The 23,640-nt window shown below is 64.0% G+C and carries 21 protein-coding genes; 14 read left to right on the forward strand and 7 right to left on the reverse strand.

Annotation, left to right across the window (positions count from 1 at the left end; genetic code table 11):
• Nucleotides 1-14: 14 nt before the first annotated feature.
• The 4 genes from GU3_RS14145 to GU3_RS14160 are packed head-to-tail and all read left to right on the forward strand — an operon-like array spanning nucleotide 15 to nucleotide 5,467.
• Nucleotides 15-2,030 (forward strand): TRAP transporter permease, encoded by a 2,016-nt coding sequence (locus tag GU3_RS14145; protein ID WP_014293209.1) that lies wholly within the window; start codon nucleotides 15-17, stop codon nucleotides 2,028-2,030.
• Complete coding sequence (locus GU3_RS14150) at nucleotides 1,988-2,410, forward strand: DUF1850 domain-containing protein (RefSeq protein ID WP_237711150.1); 423 nt, start codon at nucleotides 1,988-1,990, stop codon at nucleotides 2,408-2,410. Before GU3_RS14145 ends, GU3_RS14150 begins: the two co-directional genes overlap by 43 nt.
• Nucleotides 2,407-4,164 carry an ATP-binding protein gene (locus tag GU3_RS14155; RefSeq protein ID WP_014293211.1) on the forward strand — a complete coding sequence of 586 codons (1,758 nt, stop codon included), beginning with the start codon at nucleotides 2,407-2,409 and terminating at the stop codon, nucleotides 4,162-4,164. The genes GU3_RS14150 and GU3_RS14155 overlap by 4 nt, the downstream gene beginning before the upstream one ends.
• A complete protein-coding gene (locus GU3_RS14160; protein WP_014293212.1) occupies nucleotides 4,145-5,467 on the forward strand; it encodes a sigma-54 dependent transcriptional regulator in 1,323 nt (440 codons plus the stop codon). The genes GU3_RS14155 and GU3_RS14160 overlap by 20 nt, the downstream gene beginning before the upstream one ends.
• Before the next feature lie 16 nt (nucleotides 5,468-5,483).
• Here the strand turns inward: GU3_RS14160 and GU3_RS14165 are convergent, their stop codons facing one another.
• On the reverse strand, nucleotides 5,484-6,185 hold the full coding sequence (locus GU3_RS14165; RefSeq protein ID WP_014293213.1) for a DUF3108 domain-containing protein: 702 nt from the start codon (nucleotides 6,183-6,185) through the stop codon (nucleotides 5,484-5,486).
• Between the two features lie 251 nt (nucleotides 6,186-6,436).
• Here GU3_RS14165 and GU3_RS14170 point away from each other — a divergent pair, with 251 nt between their 5' ends.
• The gene (locus tag GU3_RS14170; RefSeq protein WP_014293214.1) at nucleotides 6,437-7,075 is read left to right on the forward strand and encodes a response regulator transcription factor; all 639 of its coding nucleotides are present in this window, start codon (nucleotides 6,437-6,439) and stop codon (nucleotides 7,073-7,075) included.
• Nucleotides 7,076-7,252: 177 nt separating this feature from the next.
• Here GU3_RS14170 and GU3_RS14175 read toward each other — a convergent pair whose 3' ends face one another.
• On the reverse strand, nucleotides 7,253-10,726 hold the full coding sequence (locus tag GU3_RS14175) for a PAS domain-containing hybrid sensor histidine kinase/response regulator (protein WP_014293215.1): 3,474 nt from the start codon (nucleotides 10,724-10,726) through the stop codon (nucleotides 7,253-7,255).
• Nucleotides 10,723-11,868, reverse strand: coding sequence for a 3-phenylpropionate MFS transporter (locus GU3_RS14180; RefSeq protein ID WP_014293216.1), 1,146 nt, complete (start codon nucleotides 11,866-11,868; stop codon nucleotides 10,723-10,725). Before GU3_RS14180 ends, GU3_RS14175 begins: the two co-directional genes overlap by 4 nt.
• A gap of 89 nt (nucleotides 11,869-11,957) precedes the next feature.
• Between GU3_RS14180 and GU3_RS14185 the strand changes: the two genes are divergently transcribed.
• Nucleotides 11,958-12,860 (forward strand): ChaN family lipoprotein, encoded by a 903-nt coding sequence (locus tag GU3_RS14185; protein ID WP_014293217.1) that lies wholly within the window; start codon nucleotides 11,958-11,960, stop codon nucleotides 12,858-12,860.
• A gap of 3 nt (nucleotides 12,861-12,863) precedes the next feature.
• Here GU3_RS14185 and GU3_RS14190 read toward each other — a convergent pair whose 3' ends face one another.
• Nucleotides 12,864-14,225 carry a GGDEF domain-containing protein gene (locus GU3_RS14190; RefSeq protein ID WP_041543261.1) on the reverse strand — a complete coding sequence of 454 codons (1,362 nt, stop codon included), beginning with the start codon at nucleotides 14,223-14,225 and terminating at the stop codon, nucleotides 12,864-12,866.
• A gap of 155 nt (nucleotides 14,226-14,380) precedes the next feature.
• Between GU3_RS14190 and GU3_RS14195 the strand changes: the two genes are divergently transcribed.
• From GU3_RS14195 to GU3_RS14210, 4 genes are all read left to right on the forward strand, one after another.
• Nucleotides 14,381-14,713 (forward strand): multidrug efflux SMR transporter, encoded by a 333-nt coding sequence (locus GU3_RS14195; protein WP_014293219.1) that lies wholly within the window; start codon nucleotides 14,381-14,383, stop codon nucleotides 14,711-14,713.
• A 30-nt stretch (nucleotides 14,714-14,743) separates the two neighbouring features.
• Nucleotides 14,744-15,460 (forward strand): glycerophosphoryl diester phosphodiesterase, encoded by a 717-nt coding sequence (locus GU3_RS14200; RefSeq protein WP_014293220.1) that lies wholly within the window; start codon nucleotides 14,744-14,746, stop codon nucleotides 15,458-15,460.
• 124 nt (nucleotides 15,461-15,584) lie between these two features.
• Nucleotides 15,585-16,961, forward strand: coding sequence for a DEAD/DEAH box helicase (locus GU3_RS14205; protein WP_014293221.1), 1,377 nt, complete (start codon nucleotides 15,585-15,587; stop codon nucleotides 16,959-16,961).
• A 119-nt stretch (nucleotides 16,962-17,080) separates the two neighbouring features.
• Complete coding sequence (locus GU3_RS14210; RefSeq protein ID WP_202798261.1) at nucleotides 17,081-17,578, forward strand: fasciclin domain-containing protein; 498 nt, start codon at nucleotides 17,081-17,083, stop codon at nucleotides 17,576-17,578.
• A gap of 40 nt (nucleotides 17,579-17,618) precedes the next feature.
• Here the strand turns inward: GU3_RS14210 and GU3_RS14215 are convergent, their stop codons facing one another.
• Together GU3_RS14215 and GU3_RS14220 are read right to left on the reverse strand one after the other, a co-directional pair.
• Nucleotides 17,619-18,767 (reverse strand): benzoate/H(+) symporter BenE family transporter, encoded by a 1,149-nt coding sequence (locus GU3_RS14215; protein ID WP_050899412.1) that lies wholly within the window; start codon nucleotides 18,765-18,767, stop codon nucleotides 17,619-17,621.
• Between the two features lie 54 nt (nucleotides 18,768-18,821).
• Nucleotides 18,822-19,256, reverse strand: a complete 435-nt coding sequence (locus GU3_RS14220; protein WP_014293224.1) for an HPP family protein — start codon at nucleotides 19,254-19,256, stop codon at nucleotides 18,822-18,824.
• A gap of 288 nt (nucleotides 19,257-19,544) precedes the next feature.
• Between GU3_RS14220 and GU3_RS17240 the strand changes: the two genes are divergently transcribed.
• From GU3_RS17240 to GU3_RS14235, 3 genes are read left to right on the forward strand one after another with little or no spacing between them, the layout of a single operon-like run.
• Nucleotides 19,545-20,258 (forward strand): energy transducer TonB, encoded by a 714-nt coding sequence (locus GU3_RS17240; protein WP_014293225.1) that lies wholly within the window; start codon nucleotides 19,545-19,547, stop codon nucleotides 20,256-20,258.
• Between the two features lie 3 nt (nucleotides 20,259-20,261).
• Nucleotides 20,262-20,882 (forward strand): MotA/TolQ/ExbB proton channel family protein, encoded by a 621-nt coding sequence (locus tag GU3_RS14230; protein ID WP_014293226.1) that lies wholly within the window; start codon nucleotides 20,262-20,264, stop codon nucleotides 20,880-20,882.
• Nucleotides 20,879-21,304: a biopolymer transporter ExbD gene (locus GU3_RS14235; protein ID WP_014293227.1), complete on the forward strand. Its 426-nt coding sequence runs from the start codon at nucleotides 20,879-20,881 to the stop codon at nucleotides 21,302-21,304. The genes GU3_RS14230 and GU3_RS14235 overlap by 4 nt, the downstream gene beginning before the upstream one ends.
• Nucleotides 21,305-21,373: 69 nt before the next feature.
• Here the strand turns inward: GU3_RS14235 and GU3_RS14240 are convergent, their stop codons facing one another.
• Nucleotides 21,374-22,999: a methyl-accepting chemotaxis protein gene (locus GU3_RS14240; protein WP_014293228.1), complete on the reverse strand. Its 1,626-nt coding sequence runs from the start codon at nucleotides 22,997-22,999 to the stop codon at nucleotides 21,374-21,376.
• A 316-nt stretch (nucleotides 23,000-23,315) separates the two neighbouring features.
• Between GU3_RS14240 and GU3_RS17165 the strand changes: the two genes are divergently transcribed.
• A complete protein-coding gene (locus GU3_RS17165) occupies nucleotides 23,316-23,519 on the forward strand; it encodes a hypothetical protein (RefSeq protein WP_148265917.1) in 204 nt (67 codons plus the stop codon).
• Nucleotides 23,520-23,640 lie beyond the last annotated feature (121 nt).

A 23,640-nucleotide genomic window follows, 5' to 3' on the forward strand; every position in this document is an offset into this window, starting at 1 on the left:
GGCGGAGAGAAAAAATGAGCAGTCATCAGACCCGGCATCACGCGCTGATTTTTTATGGCGCCCTGTGTTTTTCCATCTTTCAAATCATCACCGCCGCCTTCAGCCCGTTGTCCACCACCGTGGTGCGGGCCGTGCACGTCGGCTTCCTGCTGTTCCTGGTGTACCAGTTGTACGGTGCCCGGGGCCAGCCCCTGTCCCGCCCCTCGGTGTGGGGCATGCTGCTGGGCGCCCTCGCCCTGTTGTTCGCCTTCTACCACTGGTGGTTCGAGGCGGATCTCATTTATCGCGCCGGCGACATGAACCAGGCCGACTGGGTCATCGGCAGCGTGACCCTGCTGATGGTGTTCGACGCCGCCCGCCGGCTGATGGGCTGGGCGCTGCCACTGATCTGCCTGGCCTTCGTGGGCTACGCTCTGTTCGGCCAGCACCTGCCCGAGGCGCTGATGCACCGAGGCTACGGCCTGGATCAGGTGGTGTCCCAGCTGGCCTTCAGCACCGAGGGCATCTACGGCACCCCCACCTATGTGTCGTCCAGCTACATCTTCCTGTTTATTTTGTTCGGCGCCTTCCTGGAACAGGCGGGCATGCTCAAGCTGTTCAACGACGTGGCCATCGGCTCGGTGGGCCACACCCGCGGCGGCCCGGCCAAGGTGTCGGTGCTGTCCTCCGGCATGATGGGCACCATCAACGGCTCCGGCGTGGCCAACGTAGTCAGCACCGGCCAGTTCACCATACCGCTGATGAAGAAGTTCGGTTACAAGGCCGACTTCGCCGGGGCGGTGGAAGCCACCAGCTCCATGGGCGGCCAGATCATGCCGCCGGTGATGGGCGCCGTGGCCTTTATCATGGCCGAAACCATCAACGTGCCCTACGTGGAAATCACCAAAGCCGCGCTGATCCCCGCCGTGCTCTACTTCTTCACCGTGTTCCTGATGGTGCACCTGGAAGCGGGCCGCGCCGGCCTCAACGGCCTGCCCAAGGCCGAGTGCCCCAACCCGGTGAAGGCCCTGAAGGAGCGCTGGTACCTGCTGCTGCCGCTGGTGGCGCTGGTGGTAATGCTGTTCTCCGGCTTCACCCCGCTGTTCGCCGGCATGATGGGCCTGACGCTCACCGTGGTGCTGATCATGGGCAACGGCATTGCCCGGCATCTGGGCGCCAGGGGGCTACGCTACGCCTTCTGGATTGGCCTGGGCCTGGCCTGCGCTAGCTTTAACCACTTCGGCATCACCGCCATCTTCGTGGTGGTGGCGGTGCTCGCCGTGCTGTTGCTGGTCAAACGCGAGCAGGGCATTCTGTCCACCGTGGTCAACGCCCTTTACCAGGGCTCCCTGCACGCCCTGCCGGTGGGCGTGGCCTGCGCCCTGGTGGGGGTGATCATCGGGGTCATCTCGCTCACCGGCGCCGCCACCATTGTCGCCGGCTACATCATTCAGCTGGGCGAGCACAGCCTGCTGCTGTCCCTGGCGCTGACCATGCTCACCTGCCTGGTGCTGGGCATGGGCATTCCCACCATTCCCAACTACATCATTACCAGCTCCATCGCCGCCCCGGCGCTGCTGGAGCTAGGGGTGCCGCTGATCGTGTCGCACATGTTCGTGTTCTACTTCGGCATCATGGCGGATCTGACCCCGCCGGTGGCCTTGGCCGCCTTCGCCGCCTCGCCCATCGCCAAGGCCTCGGGGCTGCGCATCGGCCTTCGCTCGCTGCAGATCGCCATCGCCGGCTTCGTGGTGCCCTACATGGCGGTATACGCCCCCGAGCTGATGCTGCAGGGCGACGCCGATCTTGCCGCCACCGTCTTCGTGGTGTTCAAGGCGCTGCTGGCGGTGTCGCTGTGGGGCATGGGCGCCATCGGCTACTGGCTGAGCCCCTTCGCCTGGTGGGAGCGGCTGAGTGCCGTGGTGGCCGCCGCCCTGCTGGTGTTCTCGCTGCCGATGACCGATGAGCTGGGGCTGGGCCTGGCCGCCCTGCTGCTGGGACGCCACTGGTGGCAAAGCCGACGCCGCGCCCCCGTGGCGGTCACCGGGTGATCTGCCTGTTTTCCGCTGCCACCACCGTGATGCTGCTGACCGGCAGCATCACCCTGAGCTGGCAGCACTCGGTGGAAAAGACGCGCTGGGAAGAGCAATATCGGGCCGAAGGGCCATCGCTGCGCCTGGTCCGGGCCAGTGTGCAGGGATCGGGCGCGGGCATGGAGCCCCCGCCCGAGGCCAGGCTTCTCCACGGCCGCTGGCACTGGCAGCCGAACCTGCGGTTGCCGCAGGTTACCCTTGCGGGCTCGGGGTTTACTGGCGAATATACCCTCTGCTTTTCATCGGGTCGGTGCCATCCGCTCAGCCACTGGCTGCCAGCCGGCCATGCCGTCACCCTCGCCAGCTGTGAATCGGAGGCCAACTGGAGCCATTATTGAAAAAACGCCTGCTCAAGCTGTGTTTATTACTGCTGTTTGCCCTGTTGCTGTTGCTGGTGTGGCGCGGCAGCTGGCAGCATCAGGCCCGGGAGCAGGAAATACGCGCCCAGCAGCAGTTGCAAATCTACCGGGCCGCGCTGGAGTCGGAAATTGCCCGCTTTGAGAACATTCCCCGCGCGCTGCAATCCCACCCGCTGCTGACCCGCGCCCTGCAACAGCCGGCGCTTGCCACCACCATCGACGGCGCCAACCGGCTGCTGCAGCAGCTGGCCGAGGATACCGGGGTGGAAGCGCTCTACCTGATCGATGCCAACGGCGACACCCTGGCCGCCAGCAACTGGCATCTTCCCCACAGCTTCGTGGGGCAGAACTATCGCTTTCGTCCCTATGTGACCGATGCCCTCAAGGGCAGTTTCGGCGAATTTTATGCCGTGGGAGCGACCACCCGCATTCCCGGCTATTTTTTCGGGCTGCACATGACAGCGCCGGACGGCACCAAAGGCGTGCTGGCGGCAAAAATCACCCTGCTGGAGCTGGAGCGAAGCTGGCAACCGTCCCGGGATCTGGTGCTGGTGGTGGATCCGGATCAGGTGATTGCCCTCGCCTCCCGGGCCGGGCTCAAGTTCAAAACCCTGACGCCGCTGAGTGCGGCGGCACGCCAGCGCCTGGACAATGCCCGCCAGTACACCCCCATGCCGCTGGCCCCCCTGGCGACCGCCCCCGATGAACAACACATTGAATGGCAGGGGGAGCCCTACGGCATCAGCGAGCTGGCGCTGCCCCGGCTGCAATGGCGCATGCAGTTATGGTGGCCCAGCCGGCAACTGGCGATCAATGCCAGCCTGCTGACCGCCCTCACCGGTGTTGGTGTGATTGCGCTGTTGCTGCTGCTGCTGTACTGGCGCCAGCGCCGGCGCTACCATCGCATGCAACGCCGGGCCCGCAGCGAGCTGGAACAGCAGGTGATGTCGCGCACCGCCGCCCTGGCGGCGGCCAACCACCAGCTGGAGCAACAGATCCAGGAACGCATTCAGGCCGAGGCCAGGCTCAGATCCATGCAGCACGAGCTGATCCAGACCAACCGGCTGGCGGCCCTCGGGCAGATGGCCGCCGGCGTGGCCCACGAAGTGAACCAGCCCCTGACCGCCCTGCGCAACCAGTCGGTCAACACCCTGCTGCTGACCCAGCGAGGTCGATTCGACGAGGTGCAGACCAGCCTGCAGACCATGGGGCGGCTGATTGATCGCATTGCCAGGCTGACCTCCCAGCTCAAGTTGTTTGCCGCCACCCGCCGCAGTACCAAGGGTCACGCCCGCCTGGAGGAAGCATTGGCCAATGTGCTGAGCTGGCTGGCTCCACGCCTGGCCGAGCAGCATATTCACCTGGAGGTGCCGGCGGACAAGACCCTGTCACTGCCCATGGCGCTGCACGCCCTGGAGCAGGTGCTGGCCAACCTGCTGACCAACAGCATCGACGCCCTGGCCGGCACCACTCCCGCCTGCATCACCCTGACCGCCGGGCCGGACTGGCTGCAATGGCAGGACAATGGCCCCGGCATCGCCCCCGAGCTGGTCGACAAGCTCACCGAGCCGTTTTTTTCCACCAAGCAGGCCGGCCAGGGCCTGGGCCTTGGCCTGTCTATCGTCCGGGATCTGGTGGAAGCCAGCGATGGCCGGCTGGACATTCAGTGCCCGCTCACCGGCGGGATCCGATTCCGAATTGACTGGAGCCCTCATGAACCCGACCCCCATTGAAGTCTGGCTGGTAGAAGACGACGAGGATGTCCGCCAGACCCTGCTGCAAACCCTGCAACTGTCCGATATTTCTGCCCGGGGCTTTGCCCGGGCCGAGCAGGCGCTGCAGGCCCTGCCGGCAGAGGCCCCGGTGGTGATCCTGTCCGACGTGCGCATGCCGGGCATGGACGGCCTGGCCCTGCTGCAACAACTGCAGGGTCGCGATGCCGAGCTGCCGGTGCTGCTGCTGACCGGCCATGGCGACATTCCCATGGCGGTGGAAGCCATGCGCCTGGGCGCCCAGGATTTCTTTGAAAAGCCCTATCAGCCCGAGCAGTTGCTGCACAGCCTGCGCCGAGCCATGGACAGGCGCGCCCTGGTGCTGGAAAACCGCCGCCTGCGCGAACAACTGGCGGCGCGCCGGGATCCCGGCCTGCTGCTCGGCCACAGCCCGCAAATCGAGCTGCTGCGCCGGCAGATCGACAACGTCGCCGACACCAGCGCCAGTGTGCTGATCCTGGGAGAAACCGGCACCGGCAAGGAGCTGGTGGCGCGCAGTCTGCATCAGGGCAGCGGTCGCAAGGGCCACTTTGTGGCGATCAACTGCACCGCCCTGCCCGAGTCTATCTTTGAAAGCGAAATGTTCGGCGCCGAGCCCGGCGCCTTTACCGGGGTCACCAAACGCCGTATCGGCAAGATAGAGCACGCCGACAACGGCACCCTGTTTCTCGACGAAATAGAAGGCATGCCCCTCAACCTGCAGGCCAAGCTGCTGAGGGTCTTGCAGGAGTCGGTGCTGGAGCGCCTGGGCGGCAACAAACTCATCGAGGTGGATGCCCGGGTGGTGGCCGCCACCAAGATCGATCTGCAGAGCGCCGGCGAGGCCGGACTGTTTCGCCCGGATCTCTATTTCCGGCTGAACGTGGTCACCCTCAGCCTGCCCCCGTTACGGGAGCGGCGGGCGGATATTCCGCTGCTGTTTCTGCACTTCGTGGAGCAGGCCCGCGCCCAGTACAACCGGGACGCCGCGCCGCCGTCCGACGCATTGCTGCAACAACTGCTCCGCCGGGACTGGCCGGGCAATGTACGTGAACTGCGCCACGCCGCCGAACAGTATGTGCTGGGGGTGCTGGCGGTGGCGACTCAGGCGGCGCCGTTGTCCCTGCCCGGCCAGCTCGCCGCTCTTGAGCAACAGTTGATCCTGGACGCCATGCACCGGGAAAACGACAATGTCGCCCGGGCTGCTGAGCGGCTTGGCATTCCCCGCAAGACGCTGTACGACAAGCTGGCCAGATACCGCAGCGGCGCAGGCGCCCTGCGCTGACACGGCGCGGCCGGCCTTAACGCACGGTCGCCAGCTGGTAATCCATTTTGCTGAGGGTGGCGGTTACCGACAACTGACGGTTTTCCTCGTGGCTTATCTGTACCAGCATGTAGTCGAGCTCGGGCGCCACCCAAAAGCGGGTTTTGCGCTTGCTGTCGCCCCGGTCCCGCTCCACGATCAGGGTATCCAGAGTGCCAATGCCGGTGCGCAGCGCCTCGGTGCCCACCACCTTGAAGGGGGTGGCCTTGATTTCACCGTCACGGATCACCTTGTAATCAAAGGCCTGCTTACCGGCCATCAGGTCGCAGCGGGCCTCAAAGAAGAAACTGACCGGATCGAACACGCCCCCTTCTGCCGACAGCAGCTTGTCGCCGTCCTTGTCCTGGTAAAGCACCATGTCGGTGTTCTGATCAAACATCAGCCGCTCTTCCCGGGTCACCCCGAACGCCTTGGCCTTGTAATTGAAACTGTCGGGCCGGGCGGTACAGTCCTGCCAGCCAAAACTGGCTTTTTGATCCACGTCGAGCAGCCAGTGGCGCAACGAAAAATGCACGTGGTACTGATCCCGGTTGCGATCAATGGTCAGGGTATTCACCCCCCGGGTCGGATCACCGTTGAGAATGACTGAAAACTCGGCACGCAGTTGCTCGATGTCCCGCGCGGTGGCGGTGGTTGCCATCATCAGGCCGGTCAGCGCCAGCAGGCAGTGTTTCAACATGAATAGTTCCTCGCTGATAAGCCACCCCGGTTCACGGAGCTTGTGTGTCAACCATACACCAGCACTCGCCAATGGCGAAGCGGTGTGCCCCGGCATGGTGCGTGGTGAGTCCATGATGGCCGGGCCTGCACCAGACCGGATCACGAAAATGTGGCCGGGCGGTTCTCAGCCGCACCACAAACCCCTATCATACAATGAAAAATGGAACAGGTTTCCATTGAATACTTTACCCACACAAGGATTTCGCACTCATGGACACGGGTTACAGCATTATTATTGCCGATGACCATCCCCTGTTTCGCAACGCCCTGCATCAGGCCGTGCAACTGGCGGTGAAAGGCGCCCGCCTGCAGGAAGTGGACAGCATCGACAACCTGCTGCAGCTGCTGGCGGCAACCGACGAGGTCGACCTGCTGCTGCTGGATCTGAAAATGCCCGGCGCCAGCGGCTTTTCCGGCCTGACCCGGCTGCGCGCCCTGTATCCGGCATTGCCGGTGGTGGTGGTGTCCGCCAGCGAGGAAACCGGCGTGGTGCAGCAGGCCATGCGGCTGGGCGCGGTGGGCTTTATTCCCAAGTCGTCGCCCATGCCCACCCTGGTGAGCGCGCTCAATACCGTGCTGGAAGGCGATGGCTGGTTTCCGGAAGGCATCAGCCTGGATGACGCCCCCGAGGACGACATGGCCGAGCGCCTGGCCAGCCTCCCCCCCCAGCAGTTCAAGGTGCTCACCATGTTGTCGGAAGGCAAGCTCAACAAGCAGATCGCCTACGAGCTGGAGGTGTCGGAAGCCACCATCAAGGCTCATGTCACCGCTATTTTCCGCAAGCTCGGGGTCAAGAACCGCACCCAGGCGGTGATCGCCCTGTCGCAACTGGAAGGCGGCGAGTTCTGACACTAGGGAATAGGGACTGGGGACTGGGGACTGGGGACTGGGGACTGGGCATCATCATGTAGGCGCCGCTTTAGCCGGCGCAAGCTCGCAGATTACGAGTCCTTCAAAGCCTGTTACACAGGCTCTGCCAGCTAAAGCGGCAGCTACATACCAATCCCTATGCCCTCTAATCCCGTTCTAATCCCCGCTTTTCACCAAATGCTGCAACAGCGCCCGTAACTTCAGCGGCTTGACCGGCTTGCTCAGGTAGCTGAGATCCTGCTGTTGCAGCTGTTGCTGCAGTTCGGGCTGGCGGTCGGCGCTGATAACCACCGCCGGAATGCCGCCAAACTCCAGCCGCAGCATATTGATCACCGACACGCCGGTTTCGCCGTCGTCCAGGTGATAATCCGACAGTATCACCTGAGGCTTGAAGCCCTCATGGCACAGGCGTCTGGCCTCGTCGCCGCTGCCCGCCAGGGCCACCTCGCAGCCCCAGCGGCCCAGCAGGCTCTTCATGGCGGTAAGAATGTCGGCCTCGTTATCGATGCACAGTATTCTCAGCCCAACCAGCCGCTGGCCGGCGCCGGCCACCGCCACCGGCGCCGGTACACCCGCCGCCGGCCGCAGCCGGGAGCGCGGCAGGGTCACGCTGAAGACCGAGCCCCACCCTTCCACCGAGCGCACCCCCAGGCGGTGACCGAGAATGCCCGCCAGCCCCTGGGCGATGGCCAGGCCCAGACCCAGGCCCTGCTGATGGCGCTGACCCGCCTCCAGGCGGGTGAACTCGTCAAAGATCACATCCAGCTTGTCGGCGGGAATGCCGGGTCCGTTGTCCCAGACCTCAATGCGAACCTGCTCGCCGGCCCGGCGCAGGCCCAGCACAATATGACCGCCGGCGCTGTAGCGCAGGGCATTGGTGAGAAAGTTTTGCAGAATACGCCGCAGCAACCGGGGATCGCTGTGCACCGCCAGTGTGCTGCTCACCACCGAAAACCGGCCTCCCTGCTGCTCGGCCAGTACACCAAGCTCGGCCTTGAGGGTGTCGAACAGTTCCTCAATGGCAAAATCCTGGGGCCGGGCGGTGAGCTTGCCCGACTCCAGCCGGGACATGTCGAGCAGGTCGCCGATCAGCTCCTCTGCCGCCGTCAGGGAGCGGTCGATATGATCCGCCAGCCGCCGGCTTTCGTCGTCACCGGAGGTTTCCAGCCAGGACGAGGCGAACAGTTTGGCGGCGTTCAGGGGCTGCATCAGATCGTGGCTCACCGCCGCCAGAAACCGGCTCTTGGAGGCGTTGGCCAGCTCCGCCTGGCGGTTGGCTGCCAGCAACTGCTCGTTCACCGCCGACAGCTCGCGGGTGCGTTCCGCCACCCGCTGCTCCAGCATGACATTGGCGTCTTTCAGCACCTGTTCGGCCTGGCGAAAGGTGGTGATGTCGCTGAAGGTCATCACGAAACCGCCGCCGGGCATGGGGTTGCCCTGCACCTCGATCACCCGGCCGTCGGGCCGGGTGCGGGACGACACATGACGGCTGCCCGCCTTCATGAAGGCCACCCGCCGGGACACATGGCGGTCCACGTCGCCGGGGCCACAGAGCCCTTGGCTGGCGTTATGACGAATGATGTCGGCGATGGGCCGGCCCACCCGCACCAGCCCCGGCGGATACTGGAACAGCTCCAGGTAGCGCCGGTTCCAGGCCACCAGCCGAAGCTCCTTGTCCACCACCGAAATACCCAGGCTGATGTGCTCGATGGCCCCCTGCAGCAGGCCCCGGTTAAAGCGGAATACATCGCCGGCTTCGTCGACGATGGTGGCCAGCTCGTCCAGCTCCATGGAGCGTCCCTGCACCGCGGACGCCAGCACCAGCCGGGCCGAGGAGGTGCCGAACACCCCGGCCAGCACCCGCTCGGTATGGCGAATAAGGCTGGCCGGCGCCTGCATGCTGCCTTCCAGGGTGCCCTGCTCGCCGGCATAGCGGGCAAAGGCACGCTTGACCCTGGCCTCGCCCACAAAGCGCGACGCCAGCTGCTCCAGATCCCTCACCGTCACCTTGGCCCGGTAGACGTCGTCGTCGTCCTTGTGATGGCGGCCCACAAAGGCGGCGGCCTGAAAACGCTCGCTCACCGAGGGCACCGACAGCCAGGAGCCCACCAGGTAGCCGGCCAGGTTGCACAGCAGGCTGAGCAATATGCCCCAGGTCACCGGGCTCATGTCCGCCAGCCAGCCCATGGCCGGCGGGGTCAGCAGCCAGAGCACCACGTTGGTGCTGGCGTCGCCGGCAAACAGCCCGGTCTCCGCCATCAGGTTCAGCAGCCACATCAGCATGCCCAGGCTCAGGCCCCAGTAAGCGCCGCGCCGGTTGCCGCCGCGCCACAGCAGCCCCAGCACCAGCGCCGGGGCAAACTGGGCGATGGCGGCAAAGCTGAGGTAGCCGATGCGCGACAGACTGCTGATGTCCCCCAGCCACAGAAACACCAGCCAGGCGGTGGCCATGATCACCATAATGGCGGTACGGCGCACATTGAGCAGCAGCTGGGCCACGTCCTCAAAGCCGGCCCCCTGCAACTGGCGCCGGCGCAGTATCATGGGCAGCACCAGATCGTTGCTGATCATGATGGCCAGGGCGATGGTGGAGATGATCATCATGCCGGTGGCGGCCGAGGCGCCGCCGATAAAAGCCAGCATGGCCAGGTTGGCATGGCCCAGCTCCAGCGGCAGGCTGATCACATAGGTGTCGGGCGAAGTGCCCGCCGACAGCCACTGCTGCCCCGCCAGGGACAGCGGCAGCACCAGCAGACCGAACAGCAGCAGATACACCGGAAAAATCCGCCGGGCCCAGCGCAAATCCACCGGGCCGTGGTGCTCCACCACCGCCACGTGAAACTGGCGCGGCAGGCAGATAATGGCGCTCATCGACAGCAGGGTATAGACGCCGATGTCCAGCAGATGGCCGCCGCTGACCCTGCTCAGGGAGGCGATAAAGTCCTCGGTGACCATCACCCGCTGCTGATTGGGAAAGGCCAGGATCAGCCAGAGGGCAAAGCCGCCCACCACGATAAAAGCCACCAGCTTGACCACCGACTCGGCGGCAATGGCCACCATGACCCCGCGCTGGTGCTCGGTGGCGTCGATATGGCGGGTGCCAAACAGCAAAATAAACAGCGTGAACAGCAGGGTCACCATCAGGGCCACTTCACCCGCATCCCGGCCGGCGCCGCCCACCACCTCCGGCGCCATCAGGTTGAGCCCCATCACGATGGCCTTCAGTTGCAGGGCGATATAGGGCAGCACGCCGACGATGGCGATCAGGGTGATAAACACCGCCAGCCGCTGGGACTTGCCGTAGCGGGCCGCGATAAAGTCGGCAATGGAGGTAATGTGCTCGCGCTTGGCCACGTCGATCAGCCGGGCGATAAAACGCCCGCCCAGGGTGAACATCAGAATGGGGCCGAGATAAATGGTGAAATAGGTCCAGCCGTCGGTGCTGGCCTGGCCCACGGTGCCGAAAAAGCTCCAGGAGGTGCAGTACACCGCCAGCGACAGGCTGTAGAGCATGGGCCGCAGCCGCCGAATGCGGTTGCCCATGCGTGGCCGGTCGCCCAGCCAGGCCAGCAGAAACAGCACCCCCAGGTAGGCCAGCGCAATGTTGATAACGGTCCAGCCCTGCATCATGTTCGCCTTTGCTCCTCACCCAAAGGCCTGGCCAGCAGCCAGGCCACCGGCAGCACCAGGGCCGCCATTAACCAGAAAGTGTGCCCGCCAAGCTGTGCAAACAGCAGACCCGACAACATCAGAACCAAGCCCGACACCATGCCGAGGGAAATGGACGCATACAAGGCCTGGGCACCAAAAACCGCGGCCGCATCCAGCTCCCGGCTGATAAAGCGCACCGCCCCCAGGTGGCTGAGCCCGAAGCTGCCCGCGTGCAGCAGCTGAGCCAGAACCAGCCAGGCCAGCTCGGTGGTGGCCCCCAGCATCAGCCAGCGGCACAGGGCACAGATCAGCCCCGCCAGCAGCAAGGCCCGCGCGCCCAGATGGCTCAGCCATTTGCGATCGCCGGCAAACACCAGGATTTCCGCCAATACCCCCAGCCCCCACAAATAGCCGATCACGCTGGTGCTGTAGCCCTGCTGTTGCCAGTACAGGGCGCTAAAGCCGTAGTAAAAGGCATGGCTGCCCTGCAACAGGGCGGTGATCAGCAGGCAGCGCCCCACCCCCGGCCGGCGCAGCACCTGCATCATGCCCTCGCCGGCGCGGCTGGCCGGCTGCTCGGCGGGCAGCGGGTGAGGCCGGGTCAGGGTCAGCAGCAGCATCAGCCCGAGCGACATCAGCAGGCTGTGCAAAATCCACTGGTTGCCGAGCCGCTCGCTGAGCAGGCCCACCACCAGGTTGGCGGCAATAAAGGCCGCCGAGCCCCACAGCCGGGTTTTGCCGTAATCGAGATGAACCTGCACGATATAACGGCTGGCCATGGCCTCGCTGAGGGGAATCAGCGCCGGGTAAAACAGGTTGACCAGCACCGTCAGCACCAGCAGCCCCAGGCTCGACTGCCAACCGTAAAAGGCGGCAAAGCCCAGCAGGCTGAGCAGGCAGAGCCCCTGCATCACCGGCAGCAGGTGACGGGCCGCCCGCACCCGGCTCATCACCCCGAGCGTGCCGACGCAGCGCACCGCCATGCCCAGCCCCAGCAGCAGGCCAATCAGCCCGGCCGAGGCCCCGGCATGGCCCAGCCACAGGGCCCAGAAGGGCAGAAAGGTGCCGTAACCGAAGTAATAGAGGGCAAAAAACAGTGAAAGCCAGTATGCAGGCGCCATGTTCCGGTTCGTATGAAAAGCCGTGCCGGCTATGATAATCACTTTGGCGGTAAATTACCGTTATCCCTTATGCCAACCGAGGTGATGCCATGCGCTTGCTGACCATCCTGCTGCTCTCCCTGGTGCTCGCCGGCTGCCAGGCCAGGGCCACTCCGCCGTCCACCCTGTTTGATTATGAGCTGCGGGATGCCGGCGGCCGGCCGGTGCCCCTGAACCAGGCCGCCGGGCGCCTGGCCGAGGCCGACGTGATCATGGTGGGAGAGCTGCACGGGCATGCGGGGGTGCACCGTTTCCAGGCCGAATTGCTGGCGGCACTGCTGGCGCAGCCCCGGCCGCTGGCCCTGGCCATGGAGCAGTTCAGCCGTAACCATCAGGCCGTGCTCGACGCCTACCTGGCCGGCAAGCTGGGCGAAGATGCCCTGATTGAGCAGGCCGATGCCTGGCCGGGCTATCGCAGCGACTACCGCCCATTGGTGGAGCTGGCCAGGGCCGCCGGCATCGACGTGCTGGCCGCCAACGCCCCCCGGGCAATCGTGCGCTGCATTGGCCGCGAGGGGCCGGCTTACCTCAGCCGGCTGCCGGCCAGCCACCGGGCCTGGGTGGCCGAGCGGCTGACCCTGGATGACGACGCCTACAAGGCCCGCTTTATGGCCAGCCGCTTTCACGGCGAAGCCCCCACCGAGAACCAGTTTGCCGCCCAGACCAGCTGGGACGACACCATGGCCGAGAGCATTCAGCATTATCTTGAACGCCACCCCGGTTACCGGGTGATGCTGACCGTGGGCCGTTTCCATATCGGTGATGGCCTGGGCACCGCCCAGCGTCTGGCCCGGCGCCATCCCGGGCTCAACATGGTGCTGATTTACCCGGTGCTGCCCGACGAGGCGGCGGCGCCGGCGCCACTCTGGTCGCTCCGGGTACAGGCCCTGCCCGCTCCCCGGCTGCCGGGCGAGCCGCTGCCCGCCATTACCCTTAGCGATCCCGACTGCTGAGGCTCAGCCCGGCAGGCAGCGGTTGCGGCCGCCGGCCTTGGCCCGGTACAGGGCCTGGTCGGCACGCTTGATTAGCTGCTCGTAGTCCGGGTGGCCGTCAAAGGTGGCCACGCCGCCGCTGACGGTAATCTGAATGCGCTTGCCATCGGGCAGCGACAGTTCGCTGTTCATCAGCTTGTCGCGTACCTTGTCCGCCACGACCAGGGCCTGCTCGGCGCCGGCTTCCACCAGCACCACCAGCAGCTCTTCGCCCCCATAGCGAAAACAGAAATCGCTGCTGCGCACCGAGTCCGCCAGCAGGCCGGCCACCTGCTGCAGTACCCTATCTCCGGCCTCATGGCCGTGACTGTCGTTCACCTGCTTGAACCAGTCCACATCAAACAGGATCACCGAAAACACCCCGCCACTGCGCATGGCCAACCGCACCTCCCGGTTCAGTACCGCCGGCAAAAAGCGCCGGTCCAGCAGCCGGGTCAGGGCATCGCGTCCGTGCTCCAGCTCGATAAAACGGTCGAACAGGGTGGTCAGCAGAAAGCCGAGGGCACGCAGCTCCCGCTGCAGCGCGGCCATGCTCTCGGCCATGCGGACCCGGTCTTCCCGGGTTTCCCATAAGGCCGGCAACAGTTGCAGATCGATGGTACGCAGCATTTCAGCCATTTGCTCAAGCTCGGGGGCACCTTCAAACACCGACATCGCCTGGTGGTGAAACCAGAGGCCAAACTCCGCATGACGCAGAGTGCCCTGCACCGCCTCGGGCTGGTGCAGGGCAAACACCAGCTCCTGGCTCCAGTCGAGCAGCGAGGCCCGCTGCCGCTCCCGCTCCACCGACAGGTTCATGCCCAGGTTGTGCAGCCGGTAGGCCTCCGCCGCCCGGCTTTTGCGATCGGCCCCGGACACAAAGGCCTGGCTCATCAGCTCCAGGGACAAGTCGATCACTTCCACCAAGTAGGTGGCCGCCTGCAGCCAGTCGGCGGGCGCCGGCCAATGTTGGGTCACCTGCTCCAGCAGGCACTTTTTGTGCAGCCGGGCACCGGCCGACACCAGGCTGATGGGCACATTGATGCGCGCATGCACGCGCCCCACCTCAAACTGGCGCTCCACCGCCGCCGGGACCTGCTCCGGCTCCTGCACCGAGAACACCTGCTCCAGCCAGCGGATCATCGACGCCATCAGCTGGCGGTTGACCTGCTCGTGTTCCAGAAAGCGCCGCGCCTCGGGCTGGGCCATCATCTGCTGATAGAAGTTTTCCGCCAGTCCCCGGCTGTGGGCCAGCACCAGCTCATTCATGCGCGTTCTCAGTGCCGCATCGTAGTCGTGCAGAATTTGCCGCCACTGGGACTGGCCATATTCGAGAGGATTTATCATAAGGAGAGGCTACTTTAGAACTTTTGATAAATTGTACCGGAGTTTGAGCCCCAAACCTACGACAACCCAAGTCGCACTGAAGGTGCACCCGGCGCTTTTGATTTGAGAAAGATTCGGGCACATTGGCCTTTTGCCCAGAGAGAGCCCCTACCTCCATGAACGCATACCTGCTGCTGGCCCTCGCCATTGCCGCCGAAGTGGTGGCCACCACGGCCCTCAAGGCCGCCGCCGGCTTTACTCGTCCGGGGCCGTCGCTGCTGGTGGTGTCCGGCTACGGCCTCGCCTTCTGGCTGCTCGGACTGGTGGTGAAAACCGTGCCGGTGGGGGTGGCCTACGCCATCTGGTCCGGCGCCGGCATCGTGCTGGTGACCCTGCTGGGAGTGCTGTTTTACCGGCAGCTCCCGGACTTCCCGGCCATGCTTGGCATGGGGCTGATCATCGCCGGGGTGGCGGTGATCCAGCTATGGTCAAACAGCGGCGGCCACTGACAGCGAGCCGCTCATCAGGATGAAAGCGACATGATAGTGTGCGGACACAGAGGCGTGGCCGGCCTGGCGCCGGAAAACACCCTGGCCGGGTTGCGCGCGGCCCATGACCTTGGCCTGAGCTGGGTGGAAATCGACGTACAATTAAGCCGCGACGAGGAAGTGGTGGTGATCCACGACGCCACCGTCAACCGCTGCAGCAATGGGCAGGGCCGAGTGCGGGCGCTGGACTGGGCCGCCTTGTCCCGGCTCGATGCCGGCGCCTGGTTTGGTCCTGCGTTTGCCGGCGAGTCCATTCCCCGGCTGGCGGACTACCTGGCGCTGGCCCGACAACTGGACATCCGGGTCAATGTGGAGCTGAAGGTGTTTCCCGGCGACGATGCAGCCCGCCTGAGCCAGCGGGTGAGCGAGGTGGTTAACGAGCAGCCAATGCCTGCCGGCGCCCTGCTGTTCTCCAGCTTTGAACCGGCCTGCCTGGCCCACCTGCAGCCACTGGCCCCCACCGTTGCCCGCGGCCTGCTGGTGGAGCGCCTGCCCCCCGACTGGCACGCCCAAGTGCAGCGGCTGGGCTGCACCGCCCTGCACTGCAATCATCGTTACCTGCGCCAGCAACAAGCCACCGCCGTCAAGGCCGCCGGCGTCTTGCTGCACTGCTATACCGTCAACCGCCCGGCGCGCATGCATACCCTGGCCCGCTGGGGCGTGGACATGATTTTTACCGACAACCCCCAAGGCTATTCCGCCGGCTGAGGCCAGCCCCCTTCCTTCGGAACGCCTTATTTATGGCTTTTGGCGCTTTTCTGTTATCATGGCGCCACTTTGCCCAACGGCAATCCCTCAATCGTCCGCCAGGACCTTGTTAGTTCGGAGTCTCATGTCATTTGCTTCCCTCGGTCTGAACGATAACCTCGTTCAAGCCATTCACGAATGCGGTTATACCCAGCCGACCCCTATTCAGCAACAGGCCATTCCGCTGGTACTGAAAGGGGGCGATCTGCTCGCCGGCGCCCAGACCGGCACCGGCAAGACCGCCGGTTTCGGCCTGCCCATGCTGCAGCGCCTTAGTGAAACCAAGGCCCGCCCCCTGGCCAACGGCCGGGCCCCGGTGCGCGCCCTGGTGCTCACTCCCACCCGCGAGCTGGCCGCCCAGGTGGAAGAAAACCTGCGCGCCTACGCCAAACATACCGATCTGCGCACCCTGGTGATGTTCGGCGGCGTCAGCATCAACCCGCAAATGAAGGCACTGGGCCGCAAGGTCGATATCGTGGTGGCCACCCCGGGCCGGCTGCTGGACCATGTGTCCCAGCGCTCCATCGATCTGTCCCGAGTGGAAATGCTGGTGCTGGACGAAGCCGACCGCATGCTCGACATGGGCTTTATTCGCGACATTCGCCGCATTCTGGCCCTGCTGCCCAAACAGCGGCAGAACCTGCTGTTTTCCGCCACCTTCTCCGACGAAATCAAGACCCTGGCGGAAGATCTGCTGCACCAGCCCGAGCACATTGAAGTGGCCCGTCGCAATGCCACCGCCGAGACCATTTCCCAGCGCTTCTTTGAAGTGGACAAGGGCCGCAAACGCGCCCTGCTCAGCTACCATATCGGCCATCACAACTGGCGTCAGGTGCTGGTGTTCACCCGCACCAAGCATGGCGCCAACCGCCTGGCGGAACAGCTCGACAAGGACGGCCTGCCGGCCATGGCCATTCACGGCAACAAGAGCCAGGGCGCCCGCACCAAGGCCCTGAGCGAGTTCAAGAGCGGCGGCATTCGCGTGCTGGTGGCCACCGACATCGCCGCCCGCGGCATCGACATCAGCGAGCTGCCCCACGTGGTCAACTACGAGCTGCCCAATGTGGCGGAAGACTATGTGCACCGCATCGGCCGCACCGGCCGGGCCGGCAGCAACGGCGAAGCGCTGTCGCTGGTCAGTGCCGAGGAAAAACCGCTGCTGAAGGCCATTGAAAAACTCATCAAGCAAAGTGCAGACCTGGAGCAGGTAGCCGGGTTCGAACCCGATCCCAACGCCCCGGTGGCCGCTCCCGAGCCTTCCCGCGGTGGCAACCGGGGACGCCAGGGTGCAGGCCAGCGCAATGGGGGTCAACGCAGTGGTGGCCAGCGTAGTGGTGAGCAGCGTAGTGGCGGTGGTCAGCGCGGCAACGGCGGTGAAGGCAACCGCAACGGGGCCAATGCCCAGCGCCGCCGTCCCCGCAGCAATGGCAACGGTGCCCGTTCAGCCAGCCAGAACGGTTAATCGGCATACCGGTTGAAAGACATCTGGCGCTGCCCGGGTCTGTTCTGGGCGGCGCTGATGCGCCCGCGAGTCCAGGTTTGTAGTGTTTTTTCTCATTTCGAGCATTGCCCGGAGGAAACATGAATACAATGGTACGTCGCCTTTCAACCGGCTGCGCTGCGCTGGCCCTGCTGGGCTCCAGTGTCGTCATGGCAGCCCATCACGAAGAAAAAGCGGATATTGTGGACACCGCCGTTGCGGCGGGCAGTTTCACCACCCTGGTCACGGCGGTACAAGCCGCCGACCTGGTGGATACCCTCAAGGGAGAAGGCCCCTTTACCGTTTTTGCGCCCACCGACGAGGCCTTTGCCAAGCTGCCCGCCGGTACGGTGGAGGACCTGCTGAAGCCGGAAAACAAGGAGCAGTTGGTTTCCATACTGACCTACCATGTGGTACCCGGCAGCATCATGGCCGCCGATGCCATGAACGCCACCAGCGCCACCACGGTGCAGGGTGGCGATCTGGCCATCAGCACCTCGGGTGACCAGGTGATGATCAACGACGCCACTGTGGTACAGGCGGACGTTAAGGCCAGCAATGGCGTGATCCATGCCATCGACACCGTGCTCATGCCCTGAGCCAGCATAATGGCCACCCTTGGGGTGGCCGTTTTTATTGCTACCGCCGCCGGCGGTTCAGCCAGTGCACACCCCCGCCGATCACCAGCCCCCAGAAGGCGCTACCAATACCCAGCAAAGACACGCCCGACGCCGTCACCATAAAGGTGAGCAGGGCCGCGTCCCGCTCGTGCTCGTCGCGCAAGGCCAGGGTCAGGCTGTTACCAATGGTGCCCAGCAGCGCCAGCCCGGCAATGGCCATGATGAGCTCTTTGGGCAAGGCGGCAAACAGCGACACTACGGTGGCGGCAAACACCCCCAGCAGCAGGTAAAACAGCCCGGCCCAGAGGCTGGCTCGATAGCGCCGCTCGGGGGCCGCATCCACTTCCGGGCCCATGCAGATGGCGGCGCTGATCGCTGCCAGGTTAAAGGCAAAGCCGCCAAAAGGCGCCAGCAGCACACCGGCCAGGCCAGTCACACTGACCAGAGGCGAAGCCGGCACGCCATAACCGTGGGCGCGCAGCACCGCCACCCCGGGCACATTCTGCGAGGCCATGGTCACCATAAACAGCGGCAGGCCCACGCCGATCAGACTGGCCAGGCTGAAAGTGGGCCAGGTCAGCAGCGGGCTGGCCGGCTGCCAGTCGAGCCGCTCCACCTGCAGCAGCCCCATGCCTGCCGCCAGCCCCAGCCCGGCCAGCAGACACAGAGGGATCACATAGCGGGGCAGGCGCCGGCGCAGCGCCAGGTACACCGCCAGCATGGCAATCACCAGTACCGGTGCCGTCTGCACCGACACGAAGAGATCCAGCCCGAAGTTGAGCAGCACGCCCCCCAGCATGGCCGCCGCCAGCCCGCCGGGCAGCAGCCGCATGATGTGATCAAACCAGCCGGTCAGGCCGCACACCAGCAGCAGCGCCGAGCTGAACAGAAAAACCCCCACCGCCTCGCTCATGGGCAGGCCGGCCAGGGCCGTCACCAGCAGGGCCGCACCGGGGGTGGACCAGGCGGTAAGCACCGGCTGGCGGTAACGCAGGGTCAGCAGCAGGGTGGTCAGCCCCGAGCCCAGCCCCAGCGCCCACATCCAGGAGCTGGTCTGGGCCTGGCTGGCACCGGCGGACGCCGCCGCCTGAAAGATAATGGCGGCCGAGCTGCTGTAGCCGACCAGCACGGCAATAAAACCCGCAGACAGATGAGACAGGCTGAACATGAGCGCTCCAAAAAAAAGGCGCAGCCGGGCTGCGCCTTGGGTCATGATGAAAAATTACTTCCGGGCTTTCAGCAGTTCGGCGCACAGACGCACAAAATCCGACGAGGTCACCATGCCCTGCAGCCGGCCCTCGTCATCCACCACCGTCAGGCAGCCGTGCTTGTTGCTGAGAAAGAAGTCCACCACCTCGGTCAGCGGCGCCTGCACATCCACGCTTTCCATGTCGGCGTCGATGATCTCCATCACCCGGCACTGGCGCTCGCGCCGCTCCAGGGCGCTGACGCCATAGTCCGACAGCAGGCTCATGATGGTGGCGATCATGCGCTTTTGCGTGAGGACCCCCAGCAGCTTGCCGGTCAGCGGATCCACCACCGGAATATGGCGAATGCTTTTCTCCCGCATCAGATCATGGGCATCCTTCAGGGTCGCGGTCTGATCCAGGGTCAGCAGATCGCGGGTCATGATGTCGCCGACGTGTTCTAGGGCCATGAGCAACTTCCTTTTCCTTGTTTGTCACGAGTAAGACCAAGTATGTGCCCTGTTTTGGCACAGCGCCGCGGCGGTTGCAAACAAAAAACAAAAAGCCCGCTAAAATCAGTGACTCGCGAGCAGGAACGGTGCTTTTAGCAGCACCGGAAAGGAGAAGGCCATGGCCGGAGGCGCCGGCCATCACACCATGGCATGCTAATGCAAAACGTTATCATTTAAATAGACATTGAGATAAAAATCCGTATGCTGAGGGCTTCATTCTTTTCTGATTGTTTTTGAGGGTGGATCGTGAGCCTGAAACGCTACGGCCTCTTTGCCGTGACTTCGTTGCTGCTGCATGGATTGCTGGCTCAGGCCATGGATCGCCAGACACTCGACATGGCGCTGGCGCCCGCCGAGAATCCGGGCCCCATCAGTGTGCAGATGATGCCGGCCGTCACCCAGCCCCCCGCGCCCACGCCACCGGAGCCGCCCAAACCGGAGCCAAAGCCCGAACCCAAGCCGAAGCCAAAACCCGAACCCAAGCCGGAGCCAAAGCCCGTACCCAAGCCGAAGCCAAAACCCGAGCCCAAGCCGGAACCAAAGCCCGTGCCCAAGCCGGAACCAAAACCCGTGCCCAGGCCGGAACCCAAACCCGTGCCCAAGCCAACGCCCGAGCCAACGCCCGAGCCGGCCAAACAGGCGCCCAAAGCCCAGCCCCAGCAGGCAAAAGACAGTGCGCCCAAGCGCATTGAACAGCCGAGTTTCCGCACCCGGCCCGCTCCCATCGCCTACCCGACCCAGGCCCGCCGTCGCGGCCTGGAAGGCACAGTAGTGGTGGAAGTGTGGCTGGATGAACAGGGTAAACAAACCAAGCGCGTGCTGGCCCGCTCTTCCGGCGTCAGTGTGCTTGACAAGACAGCGCTCAAGGCCATCGCCAAATGGCGTTTTTCCGCTTATGTGGAAAACGGCAAGGCACTGGCCCACCGCGTACAGATCCCCATTCGTTTCAAACTGGATTAAATCATGTCGTTTCTCAGTCAACTGCACCAACAACTGGGCCTGATGAGCTGGCCCCTGATCATCTGCTCCGTCATTACCCTGGCCCTCTGGCTGGAGCGGATCTTGAGCCTGCTGTGGGTGAGCCTGCGCGGCGAGCAGGAAAAACGCCGCCTGCGCAGCCAGGGACTCTCCTACCCCGGCGAAGCCTCGGAGCAATCGGTTTCCGTGATGCTGCAGGGATGCCGGCTGCTGATACAGCACAAGGAATGCCCCAAACCGATTCGGGAAGATCTGGCCGCGGTCTGGCTGCAGCATCAGCGCCGCCGGTTGCACGCCGGCCTGCGGGTGCTGACCCTGGTGGGGGTGATCAGCCCCTTGCTGGGCCTGTTGGGAACGGTACTGGGCCTGATAGAGATGTTTAAAAACATCGGCGCAAGTGGCGAGCCGGTGACCCCGGCCCTGCTGGCCGACGGCCTGGGCCTGGCCATGAGCACCACCGCCGCCGGCCTGCTGATCGCCCTGCCCGCCATTGCGGGGGCCCAGCTGTTCGGGCTCTGGGCCGATCGCCTGCTCGACCGCCTCACCCACGAGCTGAACCGCTGCAACCTGTACCTGGAAGGCCTGAGGCTGGGAGACCAGGCATGATTAAAAGCCCGGAGGCCAGCCAGTCCGCCTGGCGTGCCATGACCCCCGATATTACCCCCCTGCTCGATATTATTTTTATCGTGCTGGTGTTTTTGCTGCTGACCGCCAACATTCCCCTGCAGTCTCTGGAGGTCGACTTGCCCAAGACCGACAGCGAGGCGCTGTCCACGGTGCAGGACGACAAGAGCATGACCATCAACATGATGGCCGGCAGCCCGGCCTGGGCGCTGCAGGGTGAACAATATGAAGACTGGGATAGCTTCAAACCGGTGCTGGAAGGCAACCTGGAGGCCCTGAAAAAAGCCGAGCTGATGCTGGCCTCGGACAGTACGGTCACCGTAGACAACATGATGAAGCTGCTGGCCTTTTTGCAGGAGCATGAGATCCAGGCCACCCAGATCCTGATGGAGCAGGAAAAGTGAATCAGCACCACTAAAATAAAGCCGGGCGGTACTCAGGTACCGCCCGGCTTTACTCGGCATGGCCCGGTATTACGCCGATAACCGGAACCGCCCCACCAGCTGGTTCATCTGACCCGCAAGCCGTGCCAGCTCGTCGCTGGCCGACGAGGTCTGGGTGACGCCGGTAGCACTTTGCTCGGCAATGCTGCTGATGGTGACCAGGTTACGGTCGATCTCCCGGGCCACCTGAGCCTGCTCCTCTGCCGCGCTGGCAATCACCAGGTTCATGTCGTTAATCTCCCCCACCCGCTCGGCAATGCGGTTCAGCGCCTGCTCCGCTTCACCGGCCATGGCTCTGCTGCGGCTGGCATAATCGGCGCTCTGTTGCATTTCACTCACCGACTCACCGCTGGCCTGCTGAATGGTGGAGATAATCCGTTCAATCTCGGCGGTGGAGCTCTGGGTTCGCTGGGCCAGATTGCGGACTTCATCGGCCACCACCGCAAAGCCACGGCCGGCCTCGCCGGCCCGGGCGGCTTCAATGGCGGCGTTCAGCGCCAGCAGGTTGGTCTGCTCGGCAATGGCCTGGATCACATCCAGCACCTGACCGATATTGGCCGCTTCGGTGGCCAGCCGCTCAACCGTGCCGGAGGTACTGTCGAGCTGATCCGCCAGTTGCTCGATCACGCCTCGCGTGGCAGTAACCTGTTGCCGCCCTTCTTCCGCCACCCGGGAGGTTTCACCGGACGCCGAGGACGTGCGGTTGGCGTTGCCGGCCACTTCTTCCACCGCCGCCGACATTTCGGTCACCGCCGTGGCCGCCATCTGCACTTCCTGATGCTGCTGATTAATGCCTCTGGTGGTTTCGCCGGTCACCGCATGCAGCTCTTCCGCGGCCGCCGCCAATTGCGTGGATGAGCCCTGAATTTCCCGCAGGGTGGTATTCAGCGCCAACTGCATATCCCGCACCGACTGCTGTACCTGCGCAATTTCGTCATTACCACTGCATTCCACCGCATGGCGCAGATCGCCCTCGGCCACCTGGGCCGCCGCCGCTTTCAGGGTTTCCAGCGGCTGAGTAATGCTGCGGATCAGCCACAGGGCCAGGCCGCCGCCCAGCACCAGCATCACCAGCAGCCGGCCAATCACCCCGTTGCGGGTCTGTTCGTAGGTGGTGATGGCATCCTTGTATTCCTGGCGGGACTGCTCCAGCTGAATCTCCATCAGGCGTCCAAAGCCTTCGCTCAGGGGATCGATCCGTTGATACAGCTCCTGGCGGATAAACCGGATCAGCGCCGCTTCATCCTGCCGGCGCAAGATGTCGGCCAGGCGGGACAGGGGCGCATCGGCAGCCTCCATCAGAGGAAGCAGCTCCTGCACCAGGCGTGCCTCCTCGGGCACCATTTGAGTGTCACTGTAAAGGCGCCAGTGCTCATCAATCTGCTGACGAGCCTGGTCCAGCTCGCTCAGTGCCTGAGCATAAGACAGATCACCACTGCGCACCTTCTGGCTGCTGTCCACTATGTTCACCGCATACATATCGGCGATCACCTTGAGATCCCGCAGCGGCACCACCCTGTCCTGGTAGACGGTATTGAGGCCCGCCACACTGCGCTGCAGCGCCGTCAGTCCGCTAAGCCCCAGAAACAGGCAGCCCAGCAGCAATAACCCGGTCAGCACCAGCAAACGTGTTTTAATCGACCATTTACGCAACATGATAATGTTTAGCTCCCTTAAGGGCATGAAGTTGAGAAGAACCTCTGTAAGCGACGTAACAAGGGTGTTGTCACGCGGCCATCAAAAAAGCCTTTATTATCAATAACCTTGTTATCATTCTTATGATCAAGGAACCGTCAGGCGAGAAAAATCTTATACAGATAACACCAGACTGTACAACTTTTTTTGTACATCCTCACCGTTGGGTTGCGTATGAAACCGCAACAAAACACGCGGTGGTGACCCCCTTGATTTCACTTCAGGGGCTGCAGGCTCCGTGCTATAACTGAGCCCCCTTGATTCGGGAGTGCCCCTGATGAAACAACCACGCAAAATAAAAATAAGAAAAGGCCTGCTCTCATGCCTGTTGCTGACGGCGCTGTGGACCCCTTTGCTGGCCTCCGCCGCCGCCATCGACAAACACGCCCAAAACCCGGTCTGGATGGACTGGGCCTTCCTCGGTAATACCGTGGCGTCCGCCTGCCTTACCCGCTGGTGCAACAACCGCGAACCGGAATAACCCCGAGGGCCGCAGGGACGCGGCCTTGCCTGTTTTTTCGCCTTCTCACCGTCTTTCCTTTCTGCATTTGTGACTCCCGCCCCAAGATTGGCAACAATCTATTAACACCAATAAGACGAAA

The sequence above is a fragment of the Oceanimonas sp. GK1 genome (assembly GCF_000243075.1).
Taxonomy (GTDB): Bacteria; Pseudomonadota; Gammaproteobacteria; order Enterobacterales; family Aeromonadaceae; genus Oceanimonas.

Coding starts and splice junctions, on each gene's coding strand:
- GU3_RS14145 (WP_014293209.1), top strand. CDS start 15: ATGAGCAGTCATCAGACCCGGCATCACGCGCTGATTTTTTATGGCGCC.
- GU3_RS14160 (WP_014293212.1), top strand. CDS start 4,145: ATGAACCCGACCCCCATTGAAGTCTGGCTGGTAGAAGACGACGAGGAT.
- GU3_RS14165 (WP_014293213.1), bottom strand. CDS start 6,185: ATGTTGAAACACTGCCTGCTGGCGCTGACCGGCCTGATGATGGCAACC.
- GU3_RS14170 (WP_014293214.1), top strand. CDS start 6,437: ATGGACACGGGTTACAGCATTATTATTGCCGATGACCATCCCCTGTTT.
- GU3_RS14175 (WP_014293215.1), bottom strand. CDS start 10,726: ATGATGCAGGGCTGGACCGTTATCAACATTGCGCTGGCCTACCTGGGG.
- GU3_RS14180 (WP_014293216.1), bottom strand. CDS start 11,868: ATGGCGCCTGCATACTGGCTTTCACTGTTTTTTGCCCTCTATTACTTC.
- GU3_RS14185 (WP_014293217.1), top strand. CDS start 11,958: ATGCGCTTGCTGACCATCCTGCTGCTCTCCCTGGTGCTCGCCGGCTGC.
- GU3_RS14190 (WP_041543261.1), bottom strand. CDS start 14,225: ATGATAAATCCTCTCGAATATGGCCAGTCCCAGTGGCGGCAAATTCTG.
- GU3_RS14195 (WP_014293219.1), top strand. CDS start 14,381: ATGAACGCATACCTGCTGCTGGCCCTCGCCATTGCCGCCGAAGTGGTG.
- GU3_RS14200 (WP_014293220.1), top strand. CDS start 14,744: ATGATAGTGTGCGGACACAGAGGCGTGGCCGGCCTGGCGCCGGAAAAC.
- GU3_RS14205 (WP_014293221.1), top strand. CDS start 15,585: ATGTCATTTGCTTCCCTCGGTCTGAACGATAACCTCGTTCAAGCCATT.
- GU3_RS14210 (WP_202798261.1), top strand. CDS start 17,081: ATGAATACAATGGTACGTCGCCTTTCAACCGGCTGCGCTGCGCTGGCC.
- GU3_RS14215 (WP_050899412.1), bottom strand. CDS start 18,767: ATGTTCAGCCTGTCTCATCTGTCTGCGGGTTTTATTGCCGTGCTGGTC.
- GU3_RS14220 (WP_014293224.1), bottom strand. CDS start 19,256: ATGGCCCTAGAACACGTCGGCGACATCATGACCCGCGATCTGCTGACC.
- GU3_RS14230 (WP_014293226.1), top strand. CDS start 20,262: ATGTCGTTTCTCAGTCAACTGCACCAACAACTGGGCCTGATGAGCTGG.
- GU3_RS14235 (WP_014293227.1), top strand. CDS start 20,879: ATGATTAAAAGCCCGGAGGCCAGCCAGTCCGCCTGGCGTGCCATGACC.
- GU3_RS14240 (WP_014293228.1), bottom strand. CDS start 22,999: ATGTTGCGTAAATGGTCGATTAAAACACGTTTGCTGGTGCTGACCGGG.
- GU3_RS17165 (WP_148265917.1), top strand. CDS start 23,316: ATGAAACAACCACGCAAAATAAAAATAAGAAAAGGCCTGCTCTCATGC.